At 36.0% G+C, this 24,319-nt stretch carries 11 protein-coding genes; 1 reads left to right on the top strand and 10 read right to left on the bottom strand.

The window, feature by feature from the left end:
- Positions 1–34: 34 nt before the first annotated feature.
- The 9 genes from BZG02_RS05095 to BZG02_RS05135 all read right to left on the bottom strand — a co-directional run bounded on the left by BZG02_RS05095 (position 35) and on the right by BZG02_RS05135 (position 19,740).
- Positions 35–2,053 (bottom strand): glycoside hydrolase family 97 protein, encoded by a 2,019-nt coding sequence (locus BZG02_RS05095; RefSeq protein WP_101260337.1) that lies wholly within the window; start codon positions 2,051–2,053, stop codon positions 35–37.
- Positions 2,050–4,092 (bottom strand): kojibiose hydrolase, encoded by a 2,043-nt coding sequence (locus tag BZG02_RS05100; RefSeq protein ID WP_101260338.1) that lies wholly within the window; start codon positions 4,090–4,092, stop codon positions 2,050–2,052. The genes BZG02_RS05095 and BZG02_RS05100 overlap by 4 nt, the downstream gene beginning before the upstream one ends.
- A gap of 113 nt (positions 4,093–4,205) precedes the next feature.
- Positions 4,206–5,873 (bottom strand): PNGase F N-terminal domain-containing protein, encoded by a 1,668-nt coding sequence (locus tag BZG02_RS05105; RefSeq protein ID WP_101260339.1) that lies wholly within the window; start codon positions 5,871–5,873, stop codon positions 4,206–4,208.
- A 216-nt stretch (positions 5,874–6,089) separates the two neighbouring features.
- Positions 6,090–8,384, bottom strand: coding sequence for a GH92 family glycosyl hydrolase (locus tag BZG02_RS05110; protein ID WP_101260340.1), 2,295 nt, complete (start codon positions 8,382–8,384; stop codon positions 6,090–6,092).
- Positions 8,385–8,390: 6 nt separating this feature from the next.
- Positions 8,391–10,673, bottom strand: coding sequence for a GH92 family glycosyl hydrolase (locus BZG02_RS05115; RefSeq protein ID WP_101260341.1), 2,283 nt, complete (start codon positions 10,671–10,673; stop codon positions 8,391–8,393).
- Positions 10,674–10,777: 104 nt separating this feature from the next.
- Complete coding sequence (locus tag BZG02_RS05120) at positions 10,778–12,835, bottom strand: LamG-like jellyroll fold domain-containing protein (protein ID WP_101260342.1); 2,058 nt, start codon at positions 12,833–12,835, stop codon at positions 10,778–10,780.
- Positions 12,836–13,057: 222 nt separating this feature from the next.
- Complete coding sequence (locus tag BZG02_RS05125) at positions 13,058–14,932, bottom strand: LamG domain-containing protein (protein ID WP_101260343.1); 1,875 nt, start codon at positions 14,930–14,932, stop codon at positions 13,058–13,060.
- 67 nt (positions 14,933–14,999) lie between these two features.
- The gene (locus tag BZG02_RS05130) at positions 15,000–16,559 is read right to left on the bottom strand and encodes a SusD/RagB family nutrient-binding outer membrane lipoprotein (RefSeq protein WP_101260344.1); all 1,560 of its coding nucleotides are present in this window, start codon (positions 16,557–16,559) and stop codon (positions 15,000–15,002) included.
- Positions 16,560–16,578: 19 nt separating this feature from the next.
- Positions 16,579–19,740, bottom strand: a complete 3,162-nt coding sequence (locus tag BZG02_RS05135) for a SusC/RagA family TonB-linked outer membrane protein (RefSeq protein ID WP_101260345.1) — start codon at positions 19,738–19,740, stop codon at positions 16,579–16,581.
- A gap of 444 nt (positions 19,741–20,184) precedes the next feature.
- On the opposite strand from BZG02_RS05135, the gene BZG02_RS05140 reads away from it, so the two are divergent.
- Complete coding sequence (locus BZG02_RS05140) at positions 20,185–22,710, top strand: hypothetical protein (RefSeq protein WP_101260346.1); 2,526 nt, start codon at positions 20,185–20,187, stop codon at positions 22,708–22,710.
- A 180-nt stretch (positions 22,711–22,890) separates the two neighbouring features.
- Here the strand turns inward: BZG02_RS05140 and BZG02_RS05145 are convergent, their stop codons facing one another.
- Complete coding sequence (locus tag BZG02_RS05145; RefSeq protein WP_101260347.1) at positions 22,891–24,318, bottom strand: glycoside hydrolase family 125 protein; 1,428 nt, start codon at positions 24,316–24,318, stop codon at positions 22,891–22,893.
- Position 24,319: the final 1 nt, after the last annotated feature.

Genomic DNA, 24,319 nt, shown 5'->3' on the forward strand with positions numbered 1-24,319 from the left:
ACAATCATAACTTTTTGCTACTAATTGCTTTAGTTTATTTTTCAGATTCTTTGATTTCGATAGCCTGTCCTCCACTACTTTTCATTACCACATGTAAAGTAGTTTTGCTATCGACTTCCTTTGTAATAATTTTTATTTCCGTTGGATTTTCATTCAAAGATGTGTTTTCGGTATCCGCATAAATAGTGGCTATATACTTTTTATCTGCATCTAAAAAATTTAAATCTAAATCAATTTCTCTGGCATTTTCGTCGGTAATTGCACCTATGTACCAATTGGAAGCTTTCCGACGAGCAACTGCATATACATCGCCAATTTCGGCAGATAATACTTTCGACTCGTCAAATTCTGAAGGTAAATTCACAAAAAACTGAAAAGCTGGTTGACCCTCGTAATTACTTACTAAATCGGAAGCCATTTGCAAAGGACTGTACAAACAAACCCATAAAGCCAGTTGTTTGGCCAAAGTCGTATTTACACGAGAATTTCCTTTATCGTTGCTGTTCCATTTAATATATTCCCCTCGGTTTTTATACAAAATATCAAAAGTTCCGGGCGTATAATCAATTGGCCCTCCCAAACATCTGGTAAATGGCAAAATAACATGGTGCTCTGGCGGATTTCCTTCACTCCAACCATTCCACTCCATTCCACGAGCACCTTCGCGAGTCATCATGTTTGGATAGGTTCGACTGATTCCGGTAGCTTTTATAGGTTCGTGAGCATCGAGCATTAATTGATATTTGGTAGCGGTTTCGACCACCTTGCGATAGTGTTGCACCATTTTTTGTCCGTGATGATATTGACCATTTGGAATGGGACCAGCGTAGCCTGTTTTTACCACCCGAATGCCATTCACATGCAATTTCATAAAGGCGTCATCCATACATTCTTCATAAAAAAGATAATCGCCACCAGTTTCGTGATGCCCGATTAACTCAACTCCCTTACTTTTCGCGTAACGCACAATTTCATCAAAATCAAAATCAGGATAAGGAGTTAGCTGATCGAAAGCCTTTGGTTTCCCCCAATTTTCCCATCCTGTGTTCCAACCTTCGGCCAAAACAGCCTCGATATTGTGCTCGGAAGCAAAATCGATGTATTTTTTCATATTCTTAGTGGTGGCACCATGCAGTGGCCCCGGAGTCCACGTTTCTACTCCCAAATGCATTCCCCACCAAATTCCTATGTATTTCATGGGTTGAATCCATTCGGTATTTGGAATTGCACATGGCTCATTCAAATTCTGAATTAAATTCGATTCCACCAATCCTGAAGCATTTTGACACAGCATAATGGTTCTCCATGGAGATTTTAGTGACGATTTTGCTTTCACTTTTACTCCATCGGGCCAAGGAACCAAATTTGCCTGAAAATTAGTTCCTCCCATATTCTTCAAAGTCATCCCTGCATAATCAGTCAGGTTTGCCTCGTGAATACTCACATAATATCCGCCATCTAATTTTGTTGTAATTGGCGTATTTGCATCGGCTACTTCACTCAATTTTGTTGTTCGGTACAACATTTCGTAAGAATCGAAATTGGCAGGAATAGACCATGCCGTTCCGTTTTGCACAAAATTAAACTCCGTTAACTCGTTCACAATATTAATACTATCAATTCCATTTTGTTGCGGAATTTCATATCTAAATCCTAAGCCATCATTAAATAAACGAACGTGCAGTTTTAACTCTTTACCAGTACCATTTAGAAGACTGACAGTTAATTGGTTGTATTGATTTAAAATGGTATCGTTTGGTCCCCAAATTGGTTTCCAAGTTTCATTCACCCCATTTTCCGAATGGGAAACAATTTTCAGATTATCCGTAAATGCAAGCTCTTCTTTTAATTGCAATCCGAGCTTTGAATTCGCTAACATCCCATCTCCGGAAACACTCAAGCCATAATACATTTGGCCCTTCTCATTCATTTGAAGATGATATGCCAATTTGCCATCGGGAGACAACAGTTCAATACTTTTTTTAGAGCCACAAGCAGTTGTCAGCAATACAAATGCAATTAATACACTCGTTAATTTTAAGTAGTTTTTCATTTTCCGTCAATTACAAAAGTTTTCGAATCAGGACCAAGGCCTTTAATTGTTAATTTTTTCCATTGTTTTGGCAAACATGGATTTTTCTGTACAATTCCATTTTCGGTGATATGCAAACCTCCAAAACCAAAAAGAACAGTTTGCAGCATTCCTCCGGCACCCGTAGCAAAATATGGATTGTTACTAAAAGCCGATTCGGAAAGCGCTCCGAAAGGTGCTCGTTTGTTAGGTTCGTAAGATTTCTTGAATAGCTTAAATGCTTTTTCGGGTTCACCCAATCGTGCGTAGAGCACTCCCAAAACAGAATGCGACATTGCCGGACCTTCGGGAGCTATTTTTGGCTCGTAATATTCTAAATCTTGCAGAATAGACTTAGAATCTGTAATCACATTTAATGGGTAAGCTAAAAGATTTACATCCACTTGTTTAATGATTTCTCCATTGTATTCGGAGTTCTCCTTAGTAACACCACTAGTAAAGTGGTTAAAGACCAATCCATCAGCAACATCCTGCCAAAGCAGATTCCCCTTTTCCTTAAGAACAAGTGTCGCTTTTAATGCAAATTGCAAGGCTGTTTTCGCCGATCCATTGGTAAAGGCATTGTCGTTGGCATGATGATAAAATTCATTCGCTCCTACCACATTGTTAATGGAATACGTTCCATCGGAATTTGCAATTGCTCTGCTTAGCCAAAAATCGGCAACCTCTTTCAATACCGGATAGCCTGTTTCCTGCAACCACCGCTTATCTTTAGTAATTTGGTAATAATTCCAAAAAGCGATGCCAATATCTGCAGTAATGTGATGTTCGAAAGTTCCGGTTAATGCCCAAGTTGGAGTTGCTTCTTCTCCTGTATCATCCGATTCCCAAGGAAACATTGCACCCTTATATCCGTAGTTCTGAGCCTTCTTTTTAGCCATTTCCAACCTGTCGAACCTATAATTCAATACTGATTTTGCAATTGCCTGATTAAAAACCAAAAGAGGTGGAAACATCCATAATTCTGTATCCCAAAAAATATGGCCGTTGTAGCCTTGTGCGGATAAACCCATTGGTGCAATGCTCAAATTAGAACCTTCTCGAGCAAAAGAGTACAAATGATACAAAGCCAATCGTATATCTCGTTGCGATTCTAAATCTCCTTCAATTTCAATATCTCCTTTCCACAATTCTGCCCAAAGCTCAATATGTCGATCAATAACAGCCTGTTTATTTCCTAAAAGTTGAAAAATGACCATTCTTTCCGATTCATTTTTCGGATCGGTAAAATCCTGAGAAGAACACACTGCTCCAGACCATGCAAAATGATAATTTTCATCCGCTTTAAGCGATTTAATAAAGCTGAGTTGGGCATTTAGAGTATCCGCAAGTTTCGGAACTAAGAGTGGCCTTTCTTCCTGGAATATAAAAGTGGCGGTAGTTGCCAATTGATGCTTTCCGAATGGACTTTCAGCTGTTGTCTGAAGAATTGGCATGCGAGCATCTAAATCTCTCAGAATTCTATAACTTGATTGTACATTTTTATAGTTGCTAGGACAATTAATTTGACCAGCTACTTGTAGGCTAATATCCTTCCTTAAAACTTTAATTGCAACATCTACCATACCCGAATATGGCATTCCGCGCAAAGCATAAAGGGTAAAAGAAATATCTGCATACTCTTTAAATCGACAAGTTGTTGTGAATGAAGCTTTTTCCATATCGAGCACTTGTTGCCAATTGGAACAATTCTCAAGAGAAAGTGTGTCTTGCTGAATAACAATCTGAAGGTTTGCAAAATTGATTCCCAACAATACTTTACTTACGCCAAACTCAGATTCTTTGTCGTAAACATTATTCAAGATAATAGCTTTGGTTTTTCCGGGTTCGGCAGAAGGTAAGATTCCAATGCGTCCGTTCGCAAGTGAAATTCCTGTATAATTGGAAAAATCGGCAGTGGCAATTTGCCAAGGAGATTTATTAAGGTCTTGAGCTTGAACTGGCTTCAGAGAACAGCTAAACAAGACTAGAATATAAATTATCTTTTTTAATTGAACCATCGATCTTTAATTTTAGAATAATTCTCTTCTTCCTTTATCTGAAATTTATGCATTCTTTTAAAAAGTACACCTGCAATCCTTTAGCTACTAAGCAAATAGCACAATACTAAGAATTACTTTTTATTCCCGACAAGAATCCCGGAAACACTCCAATGATTAAAGCTGGTTCCTTCATCATCTCCCTGATCGATAACGACCTTTATAAGATGTTTTCCAGCTTTTAAATTATTTAAAGGAATAAAATACGGATTCGTTAAGCTAGCTGGGCACCAATTGGAACGACTTAAGTCACTGCTCGACAAACCATTATCGAAGTTGCCCGATGCCGGATTTGACATGCGATAACTTGCACAATCGCTTCGCCACGGCACGTGTTTAAAAACTAACTGATCATCAATAAATACTTGATTTAATTTTGGCACAAATTCATCTCCATTTCCCCATCCTCCATGACCAGTTGAAGTATATAACAAGTTCAAATTATCAACATCTTCATTGATAGAAAACTCCATGCTTAGCGTATCGTTTTTAAACATTCTTCCATAATTTTGCCCGCTAGCTTCCATTATATTTAGCGTATAAAACAATGGCTTTATCATTTTTTCGGCAACTGCTCTACTTTCAAAGGGAGGATAATAATCTATTTCCAAACTTACTTTATGACCGCCTTTATCGTAATTACCAATAAAAACCCCAATCCACATTTCCTCTTGATTGGTAGAAATAAGTTCCGTAACCTCTTGTTTGTAAACTACCGAATCTTGCCAATTGTAATTATTTATCGGTCTTTTATTATTAAAATGACCCACTCCAAACGAGGTGAAAAAACGCATTAATTCGATAGGAACCGTGTACGCATCGTCACTTACAACGCCCTGATATTCTATTCCTTTAGCATCCAAGTAAATTGGTAATTCCTGCAAACCATTTTGTAAAGCATTTAGAATCGATTTTTTTTGATCGCTAGCAATTGTAAAAACACAAGCCGTTCTGTCGTAAGCATCTCCGTTAGACCAGTTTGTTAATTTGACAAAAACATTTCCTGCAGGATCAAGTTTAGGAAGCCTAATTTTTTTCATGATCACCGTACCATTGGAGAAACGATAAGTGTGATCGAATTTCTCTTCCTTAGGATTAGTAATTCCTCCTTCGAAATTGATTTGTTCCTTCTCAAAAACAGGAATAGTTGTATATCTCGACTCAATAATTAATTCTCGATACCTTGCCTGATCAATTTCCTGAATATCTGCCTGAGGATATTCCATACAAGCTTTTTCTTTGTTTATGGATTTCGCAACCACAGTACGATTGCCATTCACAACATATTTAAGCACCAAAGCATCATCAACAAGAATAGATAAAGACGGCGAAGCTTTAAGATCGGTATCGGTAGTGTACCACAGCTCTACCCTATTCGAAAAAATAAGGAAAGTAGCTTTTTTGCATTTGTATCCTAATATGCTTTCTTCGCCTGCCACAAATTCTGGTTCTGCTAAATCAGAAAAAGGAGTTGTTTCCCGGAACTGTCCCGAATCTACATCTACTATCTTACTAACAATCTTTGAGTTATAATCGATAAAAAAACGTTCTACACTTGATGAATTGGACAATTCTACAAAGCCATTCAGACAATTCACTACAATTTCCTGGTTGGGTAGCAATTTTCCCTGACTGTACTGCTCATAAGTAATTTTTGTAATACTTTCTTTTTGGTTCTCTTTTGCAGATGAGAAAAAAGCAATCAACAAACTGGCTACTACGAATAAGGTTTTAAGCTTCATGTGTCAGGTATAAATTAAAAAAATAAAAACAGCAACTAGTAAGAAGAATAGCTAAAAACGATCCTTCTTATTAATTGCTGGTTTACGCACTAAGTAATTGAAAATTAATACTGAGCAATTAACATTTATCAAACAAGCTGTATCGCAGTTAATTATAAAGAATAAAATACGACAATCCATTACTCGCAGAACTTAGATATAGTTAACTAACAATTGTTATTCATTACTCATGGAATAAGGAAAACTATCCTCTGATGTTCCTCTTTCCTTATTTGGTTCTGCACTCATATTAAATTCAAGACTTCCTCCCTTTAAAATGTCATTGTGTTTGATGAAATTGAAAGGATAAGATTCTCCATTTAATTGGATATCTTGAACAAAAACATGATCAGATGAATTCTCGGTACTCGAAACGGTAAATGTTTTTCCATTTTCGAGACTCAAAGTAATTTTATCGAAGATGGGAGATCCAAAAACATATTCGTCGGTTCCCGGACAAACTGGATAAAATCCCATGGAACTAAATACGTACCAAGCTGAAGTTTGACCATTGTCTTCGTCACCACAATATCCATCGGCTTGTGGCGTGTATAATTTATCCATTACTTCGCGAACTCTTGTTTGCGTTTTCCATGGCTCACCTGCATAGTTATACAAATAAATCATGTGCTGAATTGGCTGATTTCCATGTGCGTAATTTCCCATGTTGGCAATCTGCATTTCACGAATTTCGTGAATTACTCCGCCGTAATAAGAATCATCGAATTTTGGAGGCATCTCAAAAACACCATCTAAAGTAGAAATGAAATTCTCTTTTCCTCCCATCAAGTCGATTAAGCCATTCACATCCTGAAAAACAGACCATGTGTAATGTAAACTGTTTCCTTCGGTAAATGCATCGCCCCATTTTAATGGATTAAACGGAGATTGGAAAGTTCCATCTTCATTTTTCCCACGCATTAATCCTGATTCATTATCGAACACATTGGTAAAGTTTTGAGCTCTTTTAGCAAACAAATCAATTTCAGCTTGTGGTCGACCTAACTCTTTAGCTAACTTCCAGATACAAAAATCTGCGTAAGCATATTCTAATGTTCTAGCGGTGTTTTCATTGATATTTACATTGTAAGGTACGTAACCCAACTCGTTGTAATAATCTGCACCAAATCGTCCAACGGATGTTACCTCTTCATTGTAGCCTTTTGTATTTTTTAGAATTGCTTCGTACAATGTTTCGATATCGTATCCACGGATTCCTTTTAGGTAAGAATCGGCAATTAAGGAAGCCGAATTCGATCCAATCATGCATCCTCGGTGGCCAGGACTCGCCCATTCTGGCAACCAACCACTCTCCTTGTAGGTGTTGGCTAATCCTTCCATAATTTGAGCATTAATATCAGGATACATTAGTGTGAAAAATGGAAAGACTGCCCGGAATGTATCCCAAAAGCCATTATCTGTAAACATATAGCCGGGCAGGACCTCACCATTGTAAGGACTGTAATGAATTACTTCATTTTTATCGTTAATTTCGTGAAACTTGCGAGGGAATAATAAAACCCTGTATAAGCAAGAATAAAATGTTTTTAGTTGATCATCGGTTCCACCTTCCACGCGAATTCGGGAAAGTTCTTTTTCCCAAGCCATTGCCGCTTCGGTTTCCAGTTCAGCGAAATTTTTTGCTCCAATTTCCCGATCTAAATTCAATTGTGCTTGTTCTGGGCTGATAAAAGAAGAAGCTACTTTTACATGAACCTCTTCGCCTTTTTGAGTTTTAAACCCAATAACAGCGCCAACATGTTCGCCACTGGCTTTCTGTGAATTTTCAGTTAACTGATCTCCACTCCAAGTATGTGTTATTTCAAATTCCTTATCGAATTCGGCTACAAAGTAGTTGTGAAAATTATCTGGAACTCCACCACTATTATTTCTGCAATAACCAATTATCTTTCGTTCTTTAGGCAGAATCGTTACTTCAGACCCTTTAAAAAATCCGTCCAACAAAATGTAGGAAGATTCATTTTCGGGAAAAGTAAAACGAAAAATTGCTGCACGTTCGGTTGGTGTAATTTCAGCCGTAACATCATAATCCGCCAAGTAAACTTTATAATAATTTGGTTTGGCAACTTCGGCTTTGTGCGAAAACCAAGATGCTCTTTCGTCCTCTTTAAACTTTAAATCGCCGGTAACAGCCATTAATGAAAAGGCCGCATAATCGTTGATCCAAGGACTTGGTTGATGAGTTTGCTTGATTCCTCTTATTTTTTTTGCGTCGTAAGCATAACACCAGCCATTTCCCATTTCACCGGTTTGTGGCGTCCAAAAATTCATTCCCCAAGGCAATGCAATTGCAGGATAAGTATTTCCGTTTGACAAGGAATAATCGGAATCGGTTCCCATTAAAGGATTTACAAAATCGACTAAAGTCTTTTCCGTACTTACTACTTTCTCGCCTCCACATGCAGTTAAAACTGCAACAAATAACAATATAATTAGGTTTGCTTTTTTCATACTTAACTAGTAAACAATTGATTTAGGTCTGTCTTCTATCGCTTTTCCAAAATTTAGATTTGGCTTTGCTCCCATTTCAAATGTAAGCTCGCCTCCTTTTAAAATATCTTTATGGGTGATAAATGATTTTGTATAATCCAATCCATTTAAGCTTACAGATTGAATGTAAATATTAGTATCGCTGTTGTTATTTGCCTTCACAATAAATTTCTTATTCGCTGGCAAATTAATAGTCGCTTCATCGAACAAAGGACTTCCAAAAACATAAGCGCCGTTGCTTGGATTAACCGGATAAAATCCCATAGACGACATCACATACCAGGCAGACATTTGACCGCAATCTTCATTTCCACACAATCCATCGGTTTGATCGGTGTACAATTCGTTCATGATGTATCTCACTTTATCAGCAGTTTTATACTGCTCGCCAGCATAAGCATACAAATAAGTAATATGATGACTTGGCTCGTTTCCATGTGCATATTGACCAATTAAACCAGAAATATCAGAGGAAGCTCCTTCTTCCAATTCCGAAGAAATAGAAAACAGACTGTCCAACTTATTCAAAAATGGTTTTTCACCACCCAAAAGTGCAATTAAGCCTTCCGGATCTTGTGGAACCAACCACAAGTATTGCCATGCATTTCCTTCGCAATAATCGTTTATACGATGCTGTGCCGAATAAGGATCAAAAGGAGTCCTCCAAGAACCATCGGTCATTTTTCCTTTCATAAACCGATCTTTCGGATCGAAATACTTAGCATATGCCTTAGCTCTCTCCTCAAAATATTTTGCAACCTCTGGTTTTTCTAATTTTTCGGCCAATTTACTAATGGCCCAATCGCTAATTGCATATTCCATTGCACTTGCAACTGACTCGTGCATTAAATCACCAGGAATGAAACCATATTCCTGCAATTCCTTTACTCCTGGTTCATAATCGCCCATTGCAGTTGCCGTAACCGCCTCGAGTGCTAATTCGTAATCTATTCCTCCAAATCCTTTTAAACAAGCATCAACAATTACAGGAACCGCACTATATCCAACCATGGTATTGGTTTCGTTTCCTCGCAAATGCCAAACTGGTAGTTTTCCCTGTTGCTTGTAAATTGTCAACATCGAGTTAATCATATCCGGCACCCGTTCTGGTTGGGTTAAAGTATACAAAGGATTTGCAGTACGATAAGTATCCCACAATGAGAATAAAGTATAATTTGTAAAATCGGCTCCTTTATAAACTTCCTTATCAACACCTCGATAATCTCCATTTGCATCATTAAATAAATTAGGAGCAATTAAAGTGTGATACATTGCTGTGTAAAATATCTTTTTCTTTTTAAGATCCTTCGTTTGTATCTCGACCTTTGCTAATTCTGTATTCCATTTGGCTTGATTTTCAGCAAGAACTTTCTCAAAATCCCAATCTTTTATTTCTGCTTTAATATTTGCTAAAGCGTTCTCCATATTAACCGGCGACATTCCAAATTTAACTTGAATTTGTTCCGAGGCTTCTGTTTCAAACTCCAAACAAGCTTTCACAGCACTTCCTTTTGCCGCATCCCCTTCCATCAACTTATCGCCATTGTACACCACAACATTCTTAATTGGTTTGGATAAAACCATCGCAAAATATTCTCGTTGATCCTCGGCCCATCCTGTTGAAAAGCGATATCCAGCTACAATTGTATCGTTTACTTTATGAAAAAATGTTTCGGTAGCAATATCTCCATTTCCCTCTTGCAAATCGAGAATTATTTTTGCTTCCGCAGATTTTGGATAAGTAATTTTATGAAGCGCTACCCGTTCACTACTAGTCATCTCCATATCAATATTGTAAGTATCCAGGTGAACTTTGTAGTAACCAGGCTCTACTTTCTCGGTTTCATGACTGTAATAGGAAGCATAACCATTTTCCGGATTTTCCTGTGTGCCAGGATTCATTTTCAATTCTCCAACCGTAGGCATCAATAAAAAATCACCTAAATCGGTACATCCCGTTCCACTTAAATGCAAATGAGAAAACCCTTTTACAATACTATCGGAATAATGATAAGACGAACACCAGTCCCAGCCTTTATGAAAATTACTCGGTCCGGCCTGAATGGCACCAAAAGGTACACTTGCTCCTACAAACACATGACCATGTCCTGCTGATCCAATTAACGGATCAACAAATTGAATGTAATTGTTCCCTTTATTTACTTCATTTTTACTATTGGTACAAGCAGTTAAACCTGTACTGATGAGTAGGATCGCGAGTAATGATTTGAAAGTACTTTGGTGTCGCATTTGGTTTTGTTCTTAATTAGTCAATAATCTTATCTTCAACAAAATATAATTAGATTGCACCTCTCTTTTTATCGAAAAAAGCATGCAATAGTCTCTTATTTTTTTTATTTTAATCCTTCATTTATTGCATTCGCATAAGCTTGTGTTTTTCCAAAATCCGAACAACTTTTAATATCGTCGTAAAGCCAAATGAAACCACCAGCAATAATATTTTTTTCGGAGCTAATCCTTGATTGAATGCTTGCAGGAGAATCTCCATCACTGCAATTCGTTCCATTTTTACACCATAGTCCCATGGAAACATCGATATCACCAAAATATTGATTCCAATCGGAAGGAGTATTACTTGCCCCTCCTGCATAACATTGTAAGTAAACTCGATCAATAGTACCAGGTCTTTCTGCTTCTACCTGCTGATATACTGATTGCCAGTAAGATGTTTTAGTATAGGGACACAAGCTCACTTTTAATCCCATATCGGCCAACATCAAACTAAATTTTACGCTCGACTCCACATCATAGGTTAATTCATCGTCGTAATTTATGGCTGTAGCACCAGTTATTTCTTTTAATTTATAAATCGCCTTATAAAGCTTTGTATCTGATCCCGTTCCTTCTTCCTCAATCAATTTTTTGATATTCTGCCATGATTTTGCACCCCAGGCACCAATCCCTAACTCAATTCGATCTATTGTAGTTGGAGCTTCCAATAGTTTAGACAAACGTGTTCCCCATTCAGGATCTCCAATATAATCTCCACTTGCATTGATAACCGCTTTATCGTTATAAATCATACTGCCATCTTCTTCAATATGTATGGTCCATAAAATTGCTGTAGTAAATCCTGAATTTCGCATATCCAGAATTACAGCATCGCCACCCGAATAGAAACTACCACCGCCAAATATTGCGGAATACTTACCAGTTGGTGGAAGTGTAGGTTTACTAGTAAGGCCTTTTATAATGCCCAAAGCATCACTAATATTTTTAGTTTCATTATCGATATCTTTTTGCCATTTTGCAGTAGCCTTTGTTGCTGCTCCATTATCAATTAATGATTGAATTACACTTTTTGTTCCGATTGGATATTCTCCTTCGTTCGTTCCCTCTACAATAGTTGGTTTTAATTCCTCGGCAGCTTTAATTTCGGTATCTAATTCTGAATAATCCAACACGATTTCGGGTAGTTTTCCATCATAAAGTAATTCAATACTCCCAACAAATGTTGCTGTGTAGCTATCTGTAATATCTCTAAACTCTGTTCCTAAATCAACATTTAATGGAAAATAAGCAGCTAAACCAGACTCCTCTCCGGTTAAAGCTAGATCCATACCATCGTATATTTCTACTTGTGTTCTTGTGGTATTCCAAATTCTTAGATCCTTTACCATTGCATTCACAACACGATCATTAAAAGCGTATGCATTACCAACAGCTAGAATAGCATCTTTTGCAACTACATGTTGCGCTTCCAGAGATACCACTTCGATACCATTCACATAAAGCTTATGAACACTGCCAGTGCTGGTTAGTGCGATATTCATCCACTCTCCCACTTTTACTACTCCTGATGCAGATTTAGCAACAAACCAATCGTTATTCCCAATAACTATTTCTAGATGTCCATCCTGAAAAGTACGAACAACAAAACCGCTATTAGGTTCCGTTTGCACACACGAAAAAACAGTATTACTAAAACCAATTGGATTTAAATCCATAAAGTAATAATCGGTTTCCATCGTAAATGTGCTACCAATGGTGTATTTAATGTTATCGGATATTTTTATGTATGTTCCTTGTTTTTGATGAATATATGGAATAACTCCTTTCAACAATTTAGTTTTAAACAAATCTATACTTTCCTGAAGCTTAAGGGAAGCTTCTTTAATTTCTTCTTGTGATTTTGGGCTATTTATCACACTTAGCGTGATATCAATTTCTTTTTGTAATTCTAATTTGGATCCAGGGAAATAAAACCCTGCTTGCATGCCTTCTTCACTATTTTGAATTAGTGCTTCAGCTTCTTGTATTAGTGTTTCAATTGCAGTAGTCTCGTATTGAACTAATTTTTTACTATCATCGCTACAGGCTATAATGGAGAATACCATTACAACAAGCATAAGGAAGGATGATGATAATTTATTGTATTTGAAATAATTCATATCTGAGGGTAAGATTTAATTAGAAGTAAACTATGTTCTAAAATTTATTCTACTAATTAAAGTTTCCACTTTTGTGTCTATTTTATATAGCTACAAGCCTAATAAAACATAAAATGGGATTAGTAAATAAAAGTGCTTGGGAATTGCTTCCCAAGACACTTTATTTGATCAATTAAAATACCTTACACACTATTAATAAAGCATGTAACATTCTAACAACTACTATTTATTCCAAGAAACATCTCTCATTTCTCCAGTAAAATTACCAGTGACATCACTAAATTTAACTCCAGCGACTTTATCAAGAGGAAAATAAATTTTCAATCCAGTTTCTGTTCCATCAATACTGCCATCTAAATCTGCAGCATCTCTTGCAACATCCCACATACGGAAATCTTTAATTGCTCCATCCATTACATTTCCCCAAGTATTTCCTAATAATCTTATTTCATTCTCTCCAGCAGCATTTGGCACTCCAATATTATCATCAACTCCAGCTACAACACCATCAATATACAAAGTTGTTGTTTTTTCACTCTCATTATGAACTACTGCAATATGCTGCCAATCTCCCGATTTTATTGCTTGAACATCAGAATCTGGACCTTGCCAACCACTACCAGCATCCGTGAAATTCCAAACTTTACCTGATTTCAATACATTTTCTTCTGTAAAATCAGAATAACCAGTTGCCCAGATTCCATAAGTATATCCGAAATAAAATATCGCTGTTCCGTTACTTAAGCTATTTACTTTCGAGTTAAACTCTATCGTATAATCACCAGTAGGAGCTACAGAATACCCTTTAATTGGCTTAATACTAAAACCATAAATATCAGATTCTGCTTTTACAGAAATTCCATCAGTTTTAGCAACTAGATATTTCTTAACCAATTTCAACTGATCCTTAATAGATTCAACAACAGCATCTAGTTCATCTTGCTTTTCAGCATCTGTTCTAATTACATTAGCATCGTCAATCATTGATTGCAAATATACTATGGTTCCTACAGGATAATCACCATCATTTTCGCCCTCAACAACTTCAGCTTTTAAAGCTTTTACATCCTCTATTGCTGCATCAATGGAAGTGTATACCAGTTCAATAACTGGAGGAATTCCATCAGGAGCCCAGCTTACACCATTTCCAACGAACTTTGCAGTATAATTTCCAGTATTATCAGAAAAATTAGTACCTAAATCTGCATCTAATGGAAAATATACTTCCAATCCAGCTTCTGTTCCTTCTAATTGTTCATCTCTATTAGCAATCAGTTGATCCGCAGTTCTTACTTCGCTCCAAACACGGAAGTCACGTAACATTCCATTCCAAGGACGATTACCCCACCAAGAAGTTTCTCCCAAAGTAAATGGAGCATCAGAATTAAAAAGTGTTTCGGTTGGGAAATTTGCTTCTGAAATAACTTCTACTCCATTCATATACACTTTCCACACAGAGCCACTTTTGGTTACCGCATAATGCACCCATTCGCCAATCTTAACACCTTGTCCACCTTCATAATATGATTCATTCCAACCACCGTTTCCAATTACAAGATCCAGTCGATCGCCAAAAATTCGAAGATTAAAACCAAATTGACTTCCATTATCACCTTCTCCAGCTGAAAACATCGTTTCTATCCATTCAGAACCAGTAAAATAGGATTCAATCTCAATAGTGAAATTATCTGCCAATAATGGTTTAATATTTTCAGAAATTTTAATATAAGAACCATTTGTCTTATTAAAAATAGGAATTGCAAGACTTACAGTATTGGTCTTAAATACATCGATATACTTTTGTAATCTTAAAACAGCGTTTGAAATCTCCTCTTGTGATTTAGCATTTGCGATTTGCCAATCTACCCAAGTAAGTACTTCTTCTAATTCAGCCTTAGAACCTGGTTTAAAATCACCTGGAGAAGTACCTTCCTCGCTTGTGGCAATTAAATTCTCAGCTTCCGAAATCAATGCCTCTAAAGAAACGGTCTCATAAGACCCTATCTTATCGTCATCATCACAAGCTACAAAGGCAAAAGCCATTAGAAAAGCAGCGAGATAGGACAACATTTTTATATTTAATTTTATTGCTTTCATATAATAAGGTTTAAATGATGTGTTTTGATTCACTAAAAATCAAAACACAATCACCAGATATTATTAATTACAAATTACTATTCATTAAACCATTTGCTTTGGTTTTGGTATCCGCAGTATCCCACCATACTTTAATATCCATTCTATCTGTCTCTGTAGTATTCTGAGACGATGGCATATTTGCTTCGTTGTTTAGGTGAGCACTATTTGGGTAACGTACACGCTTCACCCAAGTACCAGAAGCAACCGAAGCACTTCCGCTAACTCCATCCTTAGGTAAAGTGATGTCTGGATAATCTGTTCTTCTAAAATCTGCCCAAGCTTCCACTCCATTAGGGAAATTCGCTAACCACTTCTGAGTGATTAACTGTTTTAATGAAGATTCGTTAGTACCAGAAAGATTTGGTAAACCATCCACGTAAGCACTTGTTGCTGTTGCATCAACTCCTACGTATTCCATAGATGCTTCAACAGCTTGTTTGTACAATGCATTTGCATCTCCAGAAATCCATCCTCTCATTGCTGCTTCCGCTTGCAAGAAAAGTACTTCTGAATAGAACATTACTGGTACATACATCTGAGCTTGATCTCCATCTCCAACGAAATCAACATACCCACCTTTTAAATTGATGGTTGCAAAATTTTCATCGGCATCAGTTGGCACCAAATTATATCCATTTTCAATACCATCATAGATATCAAAGCCTGCTTCTTCCTTCGTTTTTGGCTCCCCGTCTACTTGATAAGCAAACCATATCGAAGCACGTGGATCCTCTCCAACACTTGATTGATTGTATAAATAATTTGAAAATGTTTTTGACATTCTAATGTTATTCCAATTCCAAGCCATTTGATTCAAATAATCAAACCATCCTTCACTCCACAATGGAACTTTAGTAACATCGTCATTACTTGTCATTAGTCCATTTGGTCCATTTACGGCTGCTGCAGCCTCTGTTTGTGCTCTAGCAACATCCACATTTGATAAACGCATTGCTAAACGTAAACGTAATGAGTTACCAAACTTCTGCCATTTTACAACATCACCAGCATAAATTAAATCATACCCATCGCCATAAACATACTGTTCTTCACCTCCGGTAATTGCGTTAACCGAAATATCCAAACGTTTTAGCAAATCATCATAAATCTCTGCCTGTGTATTATAAGCTGTTTTTTCACCTGTTCCAGCTCCAAAATATGGAATATCACCATAAGTATCGGTCATACGAGACCACATGTAACACATCCAGATATCTTTGATTGCTATCGCATCCACATAGTTTGGATCTTCTCCATACATATCCTGAATTGCTAATGCTCTTCTTAGGTTAGTGGTATAATGCTCGTTCCATTGGTTACCAATCCAACCATCTACGTACTCATATCGAGGGGAACCAAAACCAGATACTGTATTTGCCCAATATTGAGAATACAAATCAGGGTATAGGTTCACATTTCTTTGATAGTTTGCAACAACTTGTTGTTGCATTGCATTAAAAAAGAATTTTGGCTCTACTTCTGTCACCGAATCTGATGGCGTATTCATATCACCAAAATCATCAGAACAACTACTGCTTAGAACAATTAGTCCTAACACAAATAGTATTAAATTATATTTCTTCATAATAAATTTCTTTTTTCAGTTAAAATCCAACATTTAGAGAAACACCATATGTTCTTGCAGATGGAACTGGCGAAAAATCATATGCTTGTGCTGCATACTCTGTGCTGTATGCACTCGCATCTGGAGCTGTTCCTGGAGTATTTTTATAGAAATAGAATAAGTTTCTTCCTACAAAGGATACTCGTGCTGATTTTACAGGGTTATGAGGAATCTTGCTAAGAAGAGATTTTGGAAGGTTATATCCAATTGCCAATTCTTTCAATTTCATGTGAGAAGCATCATAAAGAAATTCTTCATCTACTTTTGAAACTTGTCTCCAATACTCTTCTGCAGAAATCATTACATCATTTAATCCACCAGCTTCTGTTACACCATCTGCAAAAAATGCAATTCTACCATTTGCTGTAGTTTGGGCCGCTGTTCCTGCTGAAGTAGCACTGCGCTCTGATGATGAAATAATATCTCCACCTTGCTGAACTGAAACCAATGCAGACAGAAACAATCCTTTGTAATCCACACTTAAATTGATAGCTCCAGTCCAATCTGCTTGAAGATTACCAATTACAATGTTATCGTCTTGATTAATGGTCATTAAACCATTTTCATCGATAATAATAGCTCCACTTTCGTTTCTATTATAAACATTACCTAATATATCACCAAGCTTACCACCTTTGTAGGCAACAACACTAGATCCAAAATCATATCTACTGATTTCGTCTTTCAATTCTTCTAAAGTACCTTCGTTCATCGCGAAGTTGAAGTTAACACCAACGGTTAAATCTTTCGTTTTAACTGGAACCGTTGAAAGTGTAAATTCAATACCTTTATTTAAAATTTCACCAATATTAGTTAACTCTTTGCTATAACCTGTTTCCTCAACATTTTGCAAGTAACCAATCTGATTTTCGGTTTGTTCGTAATAGTAAGTGAAATCTAATCCAATTCTATTTTGTAAAAATCTAATATCTGCTCCAAATTCGATAGAAGTAGATAACTCCGATTTTAATTTTGGATCGATACTAATAGATGGTACATTTCCTACTGTTAAACCATAGTTCCAGTTTCCTAGTGAATAGTTTTGAGCAGTAAAAAATGGCTGTGTTCCCTTACCTACCTGAGCCCATGATCCTCTTACTTTTGCAAAAGAAATCCAATCTGGCATTTCAATCATTTCTGATACTACACCACTCAAACTAACTGATGGGTAAAAATAATCGTTATCAAAATCAATATCTGCTGAAGTTAGAGTTGAAGACCAGTCATTACGTGCAGTAAAATCCAGGAATAACATATTTTTATAAGCTACCTGTCCAAATGCATACATAGAACGAACTTCTTCTTCGCTTAAACTTTCTGAAGCATTAATATTTGAACCTGCTGCTAAAAAGAAGTTTCCTTCGGATGCTAATTTACCTGAACTTGCACTTAGAGTTTCTCTAATACTATTTCTATTGTTAGCCCCAAAATTTAAGCCAATTGTGAAATCATCATTAATCACCTTATTGTAAGACAATAAGAATTCATAGTTTTGTTCCTTAAATTTCGACTGAGTTGGATTGTAATTTGGACGATTGGCATCTACATTATCGCCATATATATATCCACCTACTCCAGAAAACTGATAAAAATCCATACCATATTTAAATTTAGCTGTTAAATCTGATGTGATTTTTAAATTTGCTGCTACATAGCCAAATGTTCTGTCTTTCTCGTCTTCATTAACTGTTTGTGCCTGTAAAAAATAAGGATTTCTGTAGTTTGCATTTGTTGTTGTGTATAACTTCTCAACATGCTCTCCTCCAATAATATCATAACCCGGAGCTAAATCCTGATTACGAATATTCATTGGCATGGTATTAAAATAGGATACGTAAGAATAGTTTCCTATCTCAGGCCGTGCTTCTCCTTTAGTATTGAAAAATGACACCTTAGTATCAATATTTAACCATTCATTAATATCATAATCAGCTCGCAAATCAAAAGTAATTTTCTCAACCTTGTGATCTTCATAAATACCATTCAAAATATCTTTTCCCAAAGATGCACGGAAGGTTCCGTCATCGTTACCTCCTGTAAAAGCAACGCTGTGCTTTTGTGTGGTTCCAGTTCTAGTAAAATCTTTTAAACGATCTTTCTGAGCTTCATATGGCATCATTTCTCCTGTCCACGACTCCAACATTTGACCATTCATCTCCGGTCCCCATGATGATGTTGAACTATTATCATAAACACCATTACTTCCCTGACCATACTTATCTTGCAAATCTAACATATAAGCAGCCTCAGACATCGTAAATCCACCTGAATAAGAAATTCCAAGTCCTTTTCCTCTTGCACCTTTTTTAGTAGTAACCAAAACAACACCATTACCTCCACGTTCTCCATAAAGAGCGGCAGCATTGGGTCCTTTCAAAATAGAAATTGATTCAATATCCTCAGGATTCAAATCATAAGCACCTCCGGCACGTGAGGTACCACCCCAAACTCCACCTTCACTGCTATTTCCATTGTCAAATGGCACTCCATCTACAATCCAAATAGGTTGATCATTACCAATAAGAGAACTCGAACCTCGAATGTCGATTCTTGAAGTACCACCAACACCTCCACCTGATTGGTTGATTTGTACACCAGCTACTTTTCCTTGCAGTGAACTCACTAGATCCGAACTACCAGCTTTTGTAATTTCATCAGCTTTTACATCCTGAACTGCATAACCAAGAGCCTTCTTGTCTCTTTTAATACCGAGAGCTGTAACCACTACCTCATCAACTTGCAAAGCATTTGTTAGCATTACTACATTAATTACAGATTGAGAACCAATTGTAATTTCTTTTGTTTCCATACCTACGAAACTAAACACCAATACACTGTTTGCATCTGGTGCAGAAATTTCATATTTTCCATCAATATCGGTTACAGTACCGATGGTTGTACCTTTTATAACAACCGAAACTCCAGGCAGTGACATTCCCGAGTCTTCGGTAACTACTCCGGTAACTACCTGCTGAGCGGCTAAAACCGCTGTGTTGTCATTTGTTAATTTGTTAACGTTTGCACCTGCCGAAAATGGAAAAACCATTATTCCAAGTAGCAACGCAAAAATCCCAATCTTACTTCCAAGTCCTAATGGGTTAGCTAGGCTTGAATGAAGATTTCGTAAATAGCATTTCTTCATAGTTAGAATTATTAATTATACAATGAACAAAAAAATAGTGTTATTTTTTCTGTAACCAATATTAGCGCAAACGTATTAATTCGCGATTAATATTGAATTAATTAGGCTCTTAAAAGCATTAATCAAGCCGTTTTATTTTGATTTACAATTACTTACACCACACACCTTATTATTACAATTAATTAAAGATTTTTAACCTTTTCATATTCCTTATTACTTATTCTGCATCGTCAACTTTAAAAACCTCTACAAGCATCCAAATTCTAGGCACTTCAACTCTATTTTAAGCTATAAAATCATTAAAAAAATTCAATACTTATCCGTCGCAAACAATCCTCTGTTTTATTCCCTTGTTTTGTGCAATAAACTTAGGCTTTATAGGCTTTTATCCTTAAAGTCTTACTATATTTAGGTATATTTGAAAATTAACAAACCACACAAATAATGATGAAATTTCTACTTGCATTATTTACTCTAATTATATCCTTTTCTACCCTCTATGCCGACCATGGTATTCATTTTAAGTCAAACGAGGTAGCAAAAGAAAATCGGACGGGAGTTGACATTACACACAAGAATAATATTTCGTATGAAAATAGTTTCACTATTGCTTTCATGCTTTCTTTGCGGGAAACGGATACTCATTACGGAGAAATACTATCCTTAAAAGAAGAAAATGGAAAAAACTTAATTCAGGTTACTTTCCGTGAACCCGATTTGTACGTAATTCACAATAAAAAAGAAACTAAATTTCATTGTAATTTTAACACATTACATCTTCTTAAAAACAGATGGATTCCCTTTCAGTTAAAAATTGATAGCGAAAAAGGAGAAATCTCCTTAACTCTTGGAGTCAATCATTTTCAAAATTCAATTCGGTTTCCAAAAAAATCTGAATTTTCCTTATCCTTAGGGGTAGTAAACAAGTATGGTTTTTTTATTGATGAAGTTCCTTCCATGTCTATAAAAGACTTGGCAATTCATATTGATGGATCCAAAAAATATTTATGGCCATTTCGAAAAGATACTGATGATGAACTTAAAGACATTTTATCTAAGAAAACTGCAAAACTTTATAATCCTGATTGGGTAATAGATTATCACAATCGTTGGTCTAAAATTAAAACCTTATCATTTCCATCGCTTCCATCGATGGCATATGACAAAAAAAATGAACTGATTTATTTCTCCCTTCAAAATGGTGTTACATATACTTACTCCATTAAAACAAGTACAATAATCACAAATAGTAAAAATTCCGGATATCCTGTTTTTGAAAAATCACAACAACTAATTGTTGACAACAACAACCAATTAGTTTCCTACAGTTTTAACCAAAACAACATCTCCACTTACGATTTAGAAGACCACAGCTGGAGCCACAAAGACAGTGTAACCGATAACCTTCCAAAATGGTGGCATCATAACAAACTTATCCACCCTATCAGTCAGCAAATCACAACTTTATGTGGGTATGGTTACTATTCTTATTCTAATGTAATTAAATCATTCAACCCTAAAACGAATGTTTGGAACGAGCTTCATTTAAATGGAGATGCGATGCAACCAAGATATTGTAGTTCCCTTGGTTTTTCAGCAGAAAATAGTAATGTTGCTTATTTATTTGGAGGAATGGGGAATTCCCTGGGGAAACAAATTTTGGGAAAAGAATTCTACTATGATCTATATCGAATTGATTTTGAGAAAAATGAGATAAAAAAAATGTGGGAATTGGAGCAAAATGATCAATTTCAATACTTGCCCGTTAATTCATTAAAAGTAACTGAAAAAGACAGCGCTTTCTACACTTTAGTGTTTCCTTGTCAAAAAAGCAGTACGCATCTTAAAGTGGCAAAAGCATTTATAAATGATCCTAAACTGTATTTTATTGGGGACAGCATTCCGTATGAATTTATTGATATCAAGTCATTCGCTGATTTATATTATTGCGAAAGTGAAAACAAGCTAATTGCTCTCACCTCTCAAGAGTCTAACTCTGAAGCCGAAACATACGAAGTATCTTTATATTCTATAAGCTATGAACCTGGATCGAATGTAGAATCGGACCTGAATACGGGTTCTTTTTCTTTATTCCGAAAAATATTCTATTTCTTTTTAGCAAGTATTCTTCTATTCTTACTAATTTTTGTGCTTAGAAAAGCAAAAATCAAAAATGAAAAAATACAGAAGCCTGCTATCTTAACAATCCCAGACAAAATAGTGAGTTTTAAAATTCCACAGGTAAACTCCATCCTTTTATTTGGAGGCTTTCAGGTTTTCGACAAAAAAGGTAGAGATATTACCTATCGATTTAGTCCTACCTTAAAAGAATTGTTTCTTTTAATTTTATTGTATTCGCTTGAAGATGGAAAAGGAATTTCGTCGAGAAGAATTCAAGAATACCTTTGGCCAGATAAACCAGAAAGTAAAGCCAAAAACAACAGAGGTGTAAATATTAAAAAACTACGTGGAATTATCGAAGATATTCAAGGAATCGAAATAACTTTCGATAATAATTACTGGAAAATTAAACTTGAAGAGAATGTATTCTGTGATTTAGCTAGTATTCAGACTAGTATGAAGTCGAATATATCACATACGAATGAAGAAAAAATTGAAGAAATTATTCAAATTCTACACAAAGGAACCTTACTTAGAGATATCGCTCCCGAATGGTTAGATTCTATTAAAGACAAAACCACAGGAACCATAGTAAGTACTCTTGAAGAATTACTAAACAAACACGAATTTGAACCGTTTATTCGTTTATCAATTTCGAATGTAATTTTTGAATTCGACCAAATGAATGAAACCGCACTTCGAGTAAAGTGCAACCTACTTTCGATGCAAGGAAAACACAGTTTAGCCATGGAAACTTACGAAAGTTACATTAAACTCTATATGAAATTATACAACGAAAAGTATCAATTTTCGTTCAAAGAGATTATTGCTGAACATACCACAGCATAAAAAAACCAGGCTTTCGCCTGGTTTTTTTACACTAATCTAACTTACTAACCTATTTCTAAAAAAATCCGGAAAGAGAAAGCTTTTCGCCTCCCAATCCGGGATAGCACACTACTACTACATAATTTAAAAATTTCTTTCACTTTTATTCTCAATAACGTAGAGAACAAATACTATTTTCCCCTACACAATAGTTAAAACAGAAGGTCTTTCTCTAAACAATTTAAAAATTAATTCTCCAAACAAAGTGTTTGCCCAAGCAAACCAAGATCGTGTAAATTTTTCAGGATTATTTTTATGAAATGTTTCATGCATAAATCCTGTTTCCGCATGAGTAGCAATCAGCATCTGTAAACAAGAAATTATTTCCTGTTCATCATTAGAGGTCATCGCTCTCATAATAATACTCATTGGCCAAATCATATCGACACCAACATGAGGACCGCCAATTCCTTCGGCATATTTTCCCTTATAAAACCAAGGATTATTCGTACTCAAAACAAACTTTCGAGTATTTATATAAAGAGAATCAGCTCCTTCCATTGCTCCTAAATAGGGAAGAGATAATAAACTAGGAATATTTGCATCATCCATAAATAGTTTATTTCCAAAACCATCTACTTCAAAAGCTAATATTTTACCATAATGTAAATGATCCGAAATAGCATAATTCGTTAATGCGTCTTCTACTTCGCTTGCTAATAGTAATGCCTCCTCAGCCAATTTGCTTTCTAAATTCAAATGACTTGCTATTTCGGCCAATTGTTTCAATGAAACCACTGCAAAATAATTTGAAGGAATTAAGAAAGGCAATACCGTTGCATCATCCGATGGACGAAAGGAAGAAACAATTAATCCAACAGGATTCACTGGATTTCCAAAACCTCCACCCGACAATGAATCGTATGGCTTGGTAGTTTTTCGCTGAAAAGAATAGGGTCCTTTGCCTTTTTTTCGCTGTTGTTCTTGAAATGTTTTTACAATTAATTTGGTAGCTTCTACCCATTTTGTATTAAAACAACTATCATCACCCGAAGTTTTCCAATAATGATACGCCAAACGAATGGTATAGCACAAAGAATCTATTTCCCATTTTCGCTCATGTAACTCTGGCTTCATTTCAGTTTGATCACTTTCCCAATGACTTCCTTCTGCTCCTTTGTTAAAAGCATTTGCATAAGGATCAATCAAAACACATTTAGTTTGTCGATTGATTAATCCTTTAAACAGTTTTTTTAACTCTTCGTCTTCTGCAACCAAAGGTAAATAAGGCCATACCTGAGCGGTTGAATCTCGCAACCACATGGCATCTATATCGCCAGTAATTACAAAAGTATCAGAAATACCAGATTGTTCAGAATATTGAACTGTTGTATCCAAGGTATTTGGAAAACAATTCTCAAACATCCATGATAGTTCAGGATTGGAAATCTGACCTTTTATTTTCTCAATAATTTTATCGACAGAAGGACTAATAAAATTACGATCCGCTTGCACTGGTCGTTTCGACACGTAGCTTAAGCCTTGTGCAGATGCAACAAAACCAGCACCAGTTAATGCCAATCCTCCTGCGAATAAAACAGAGTTTCTTACAAAAGTTCTTCTTTCCATA

It is taken from the genome of Labilibaculum filiforme, assembly GCF_002843315.1.
GTDB lineage: Bacteria > Bacteroidota > Bacteroidia > Bacteroidales > Marinifilaceae > Labilibaculum > Labilibaculum filiforme.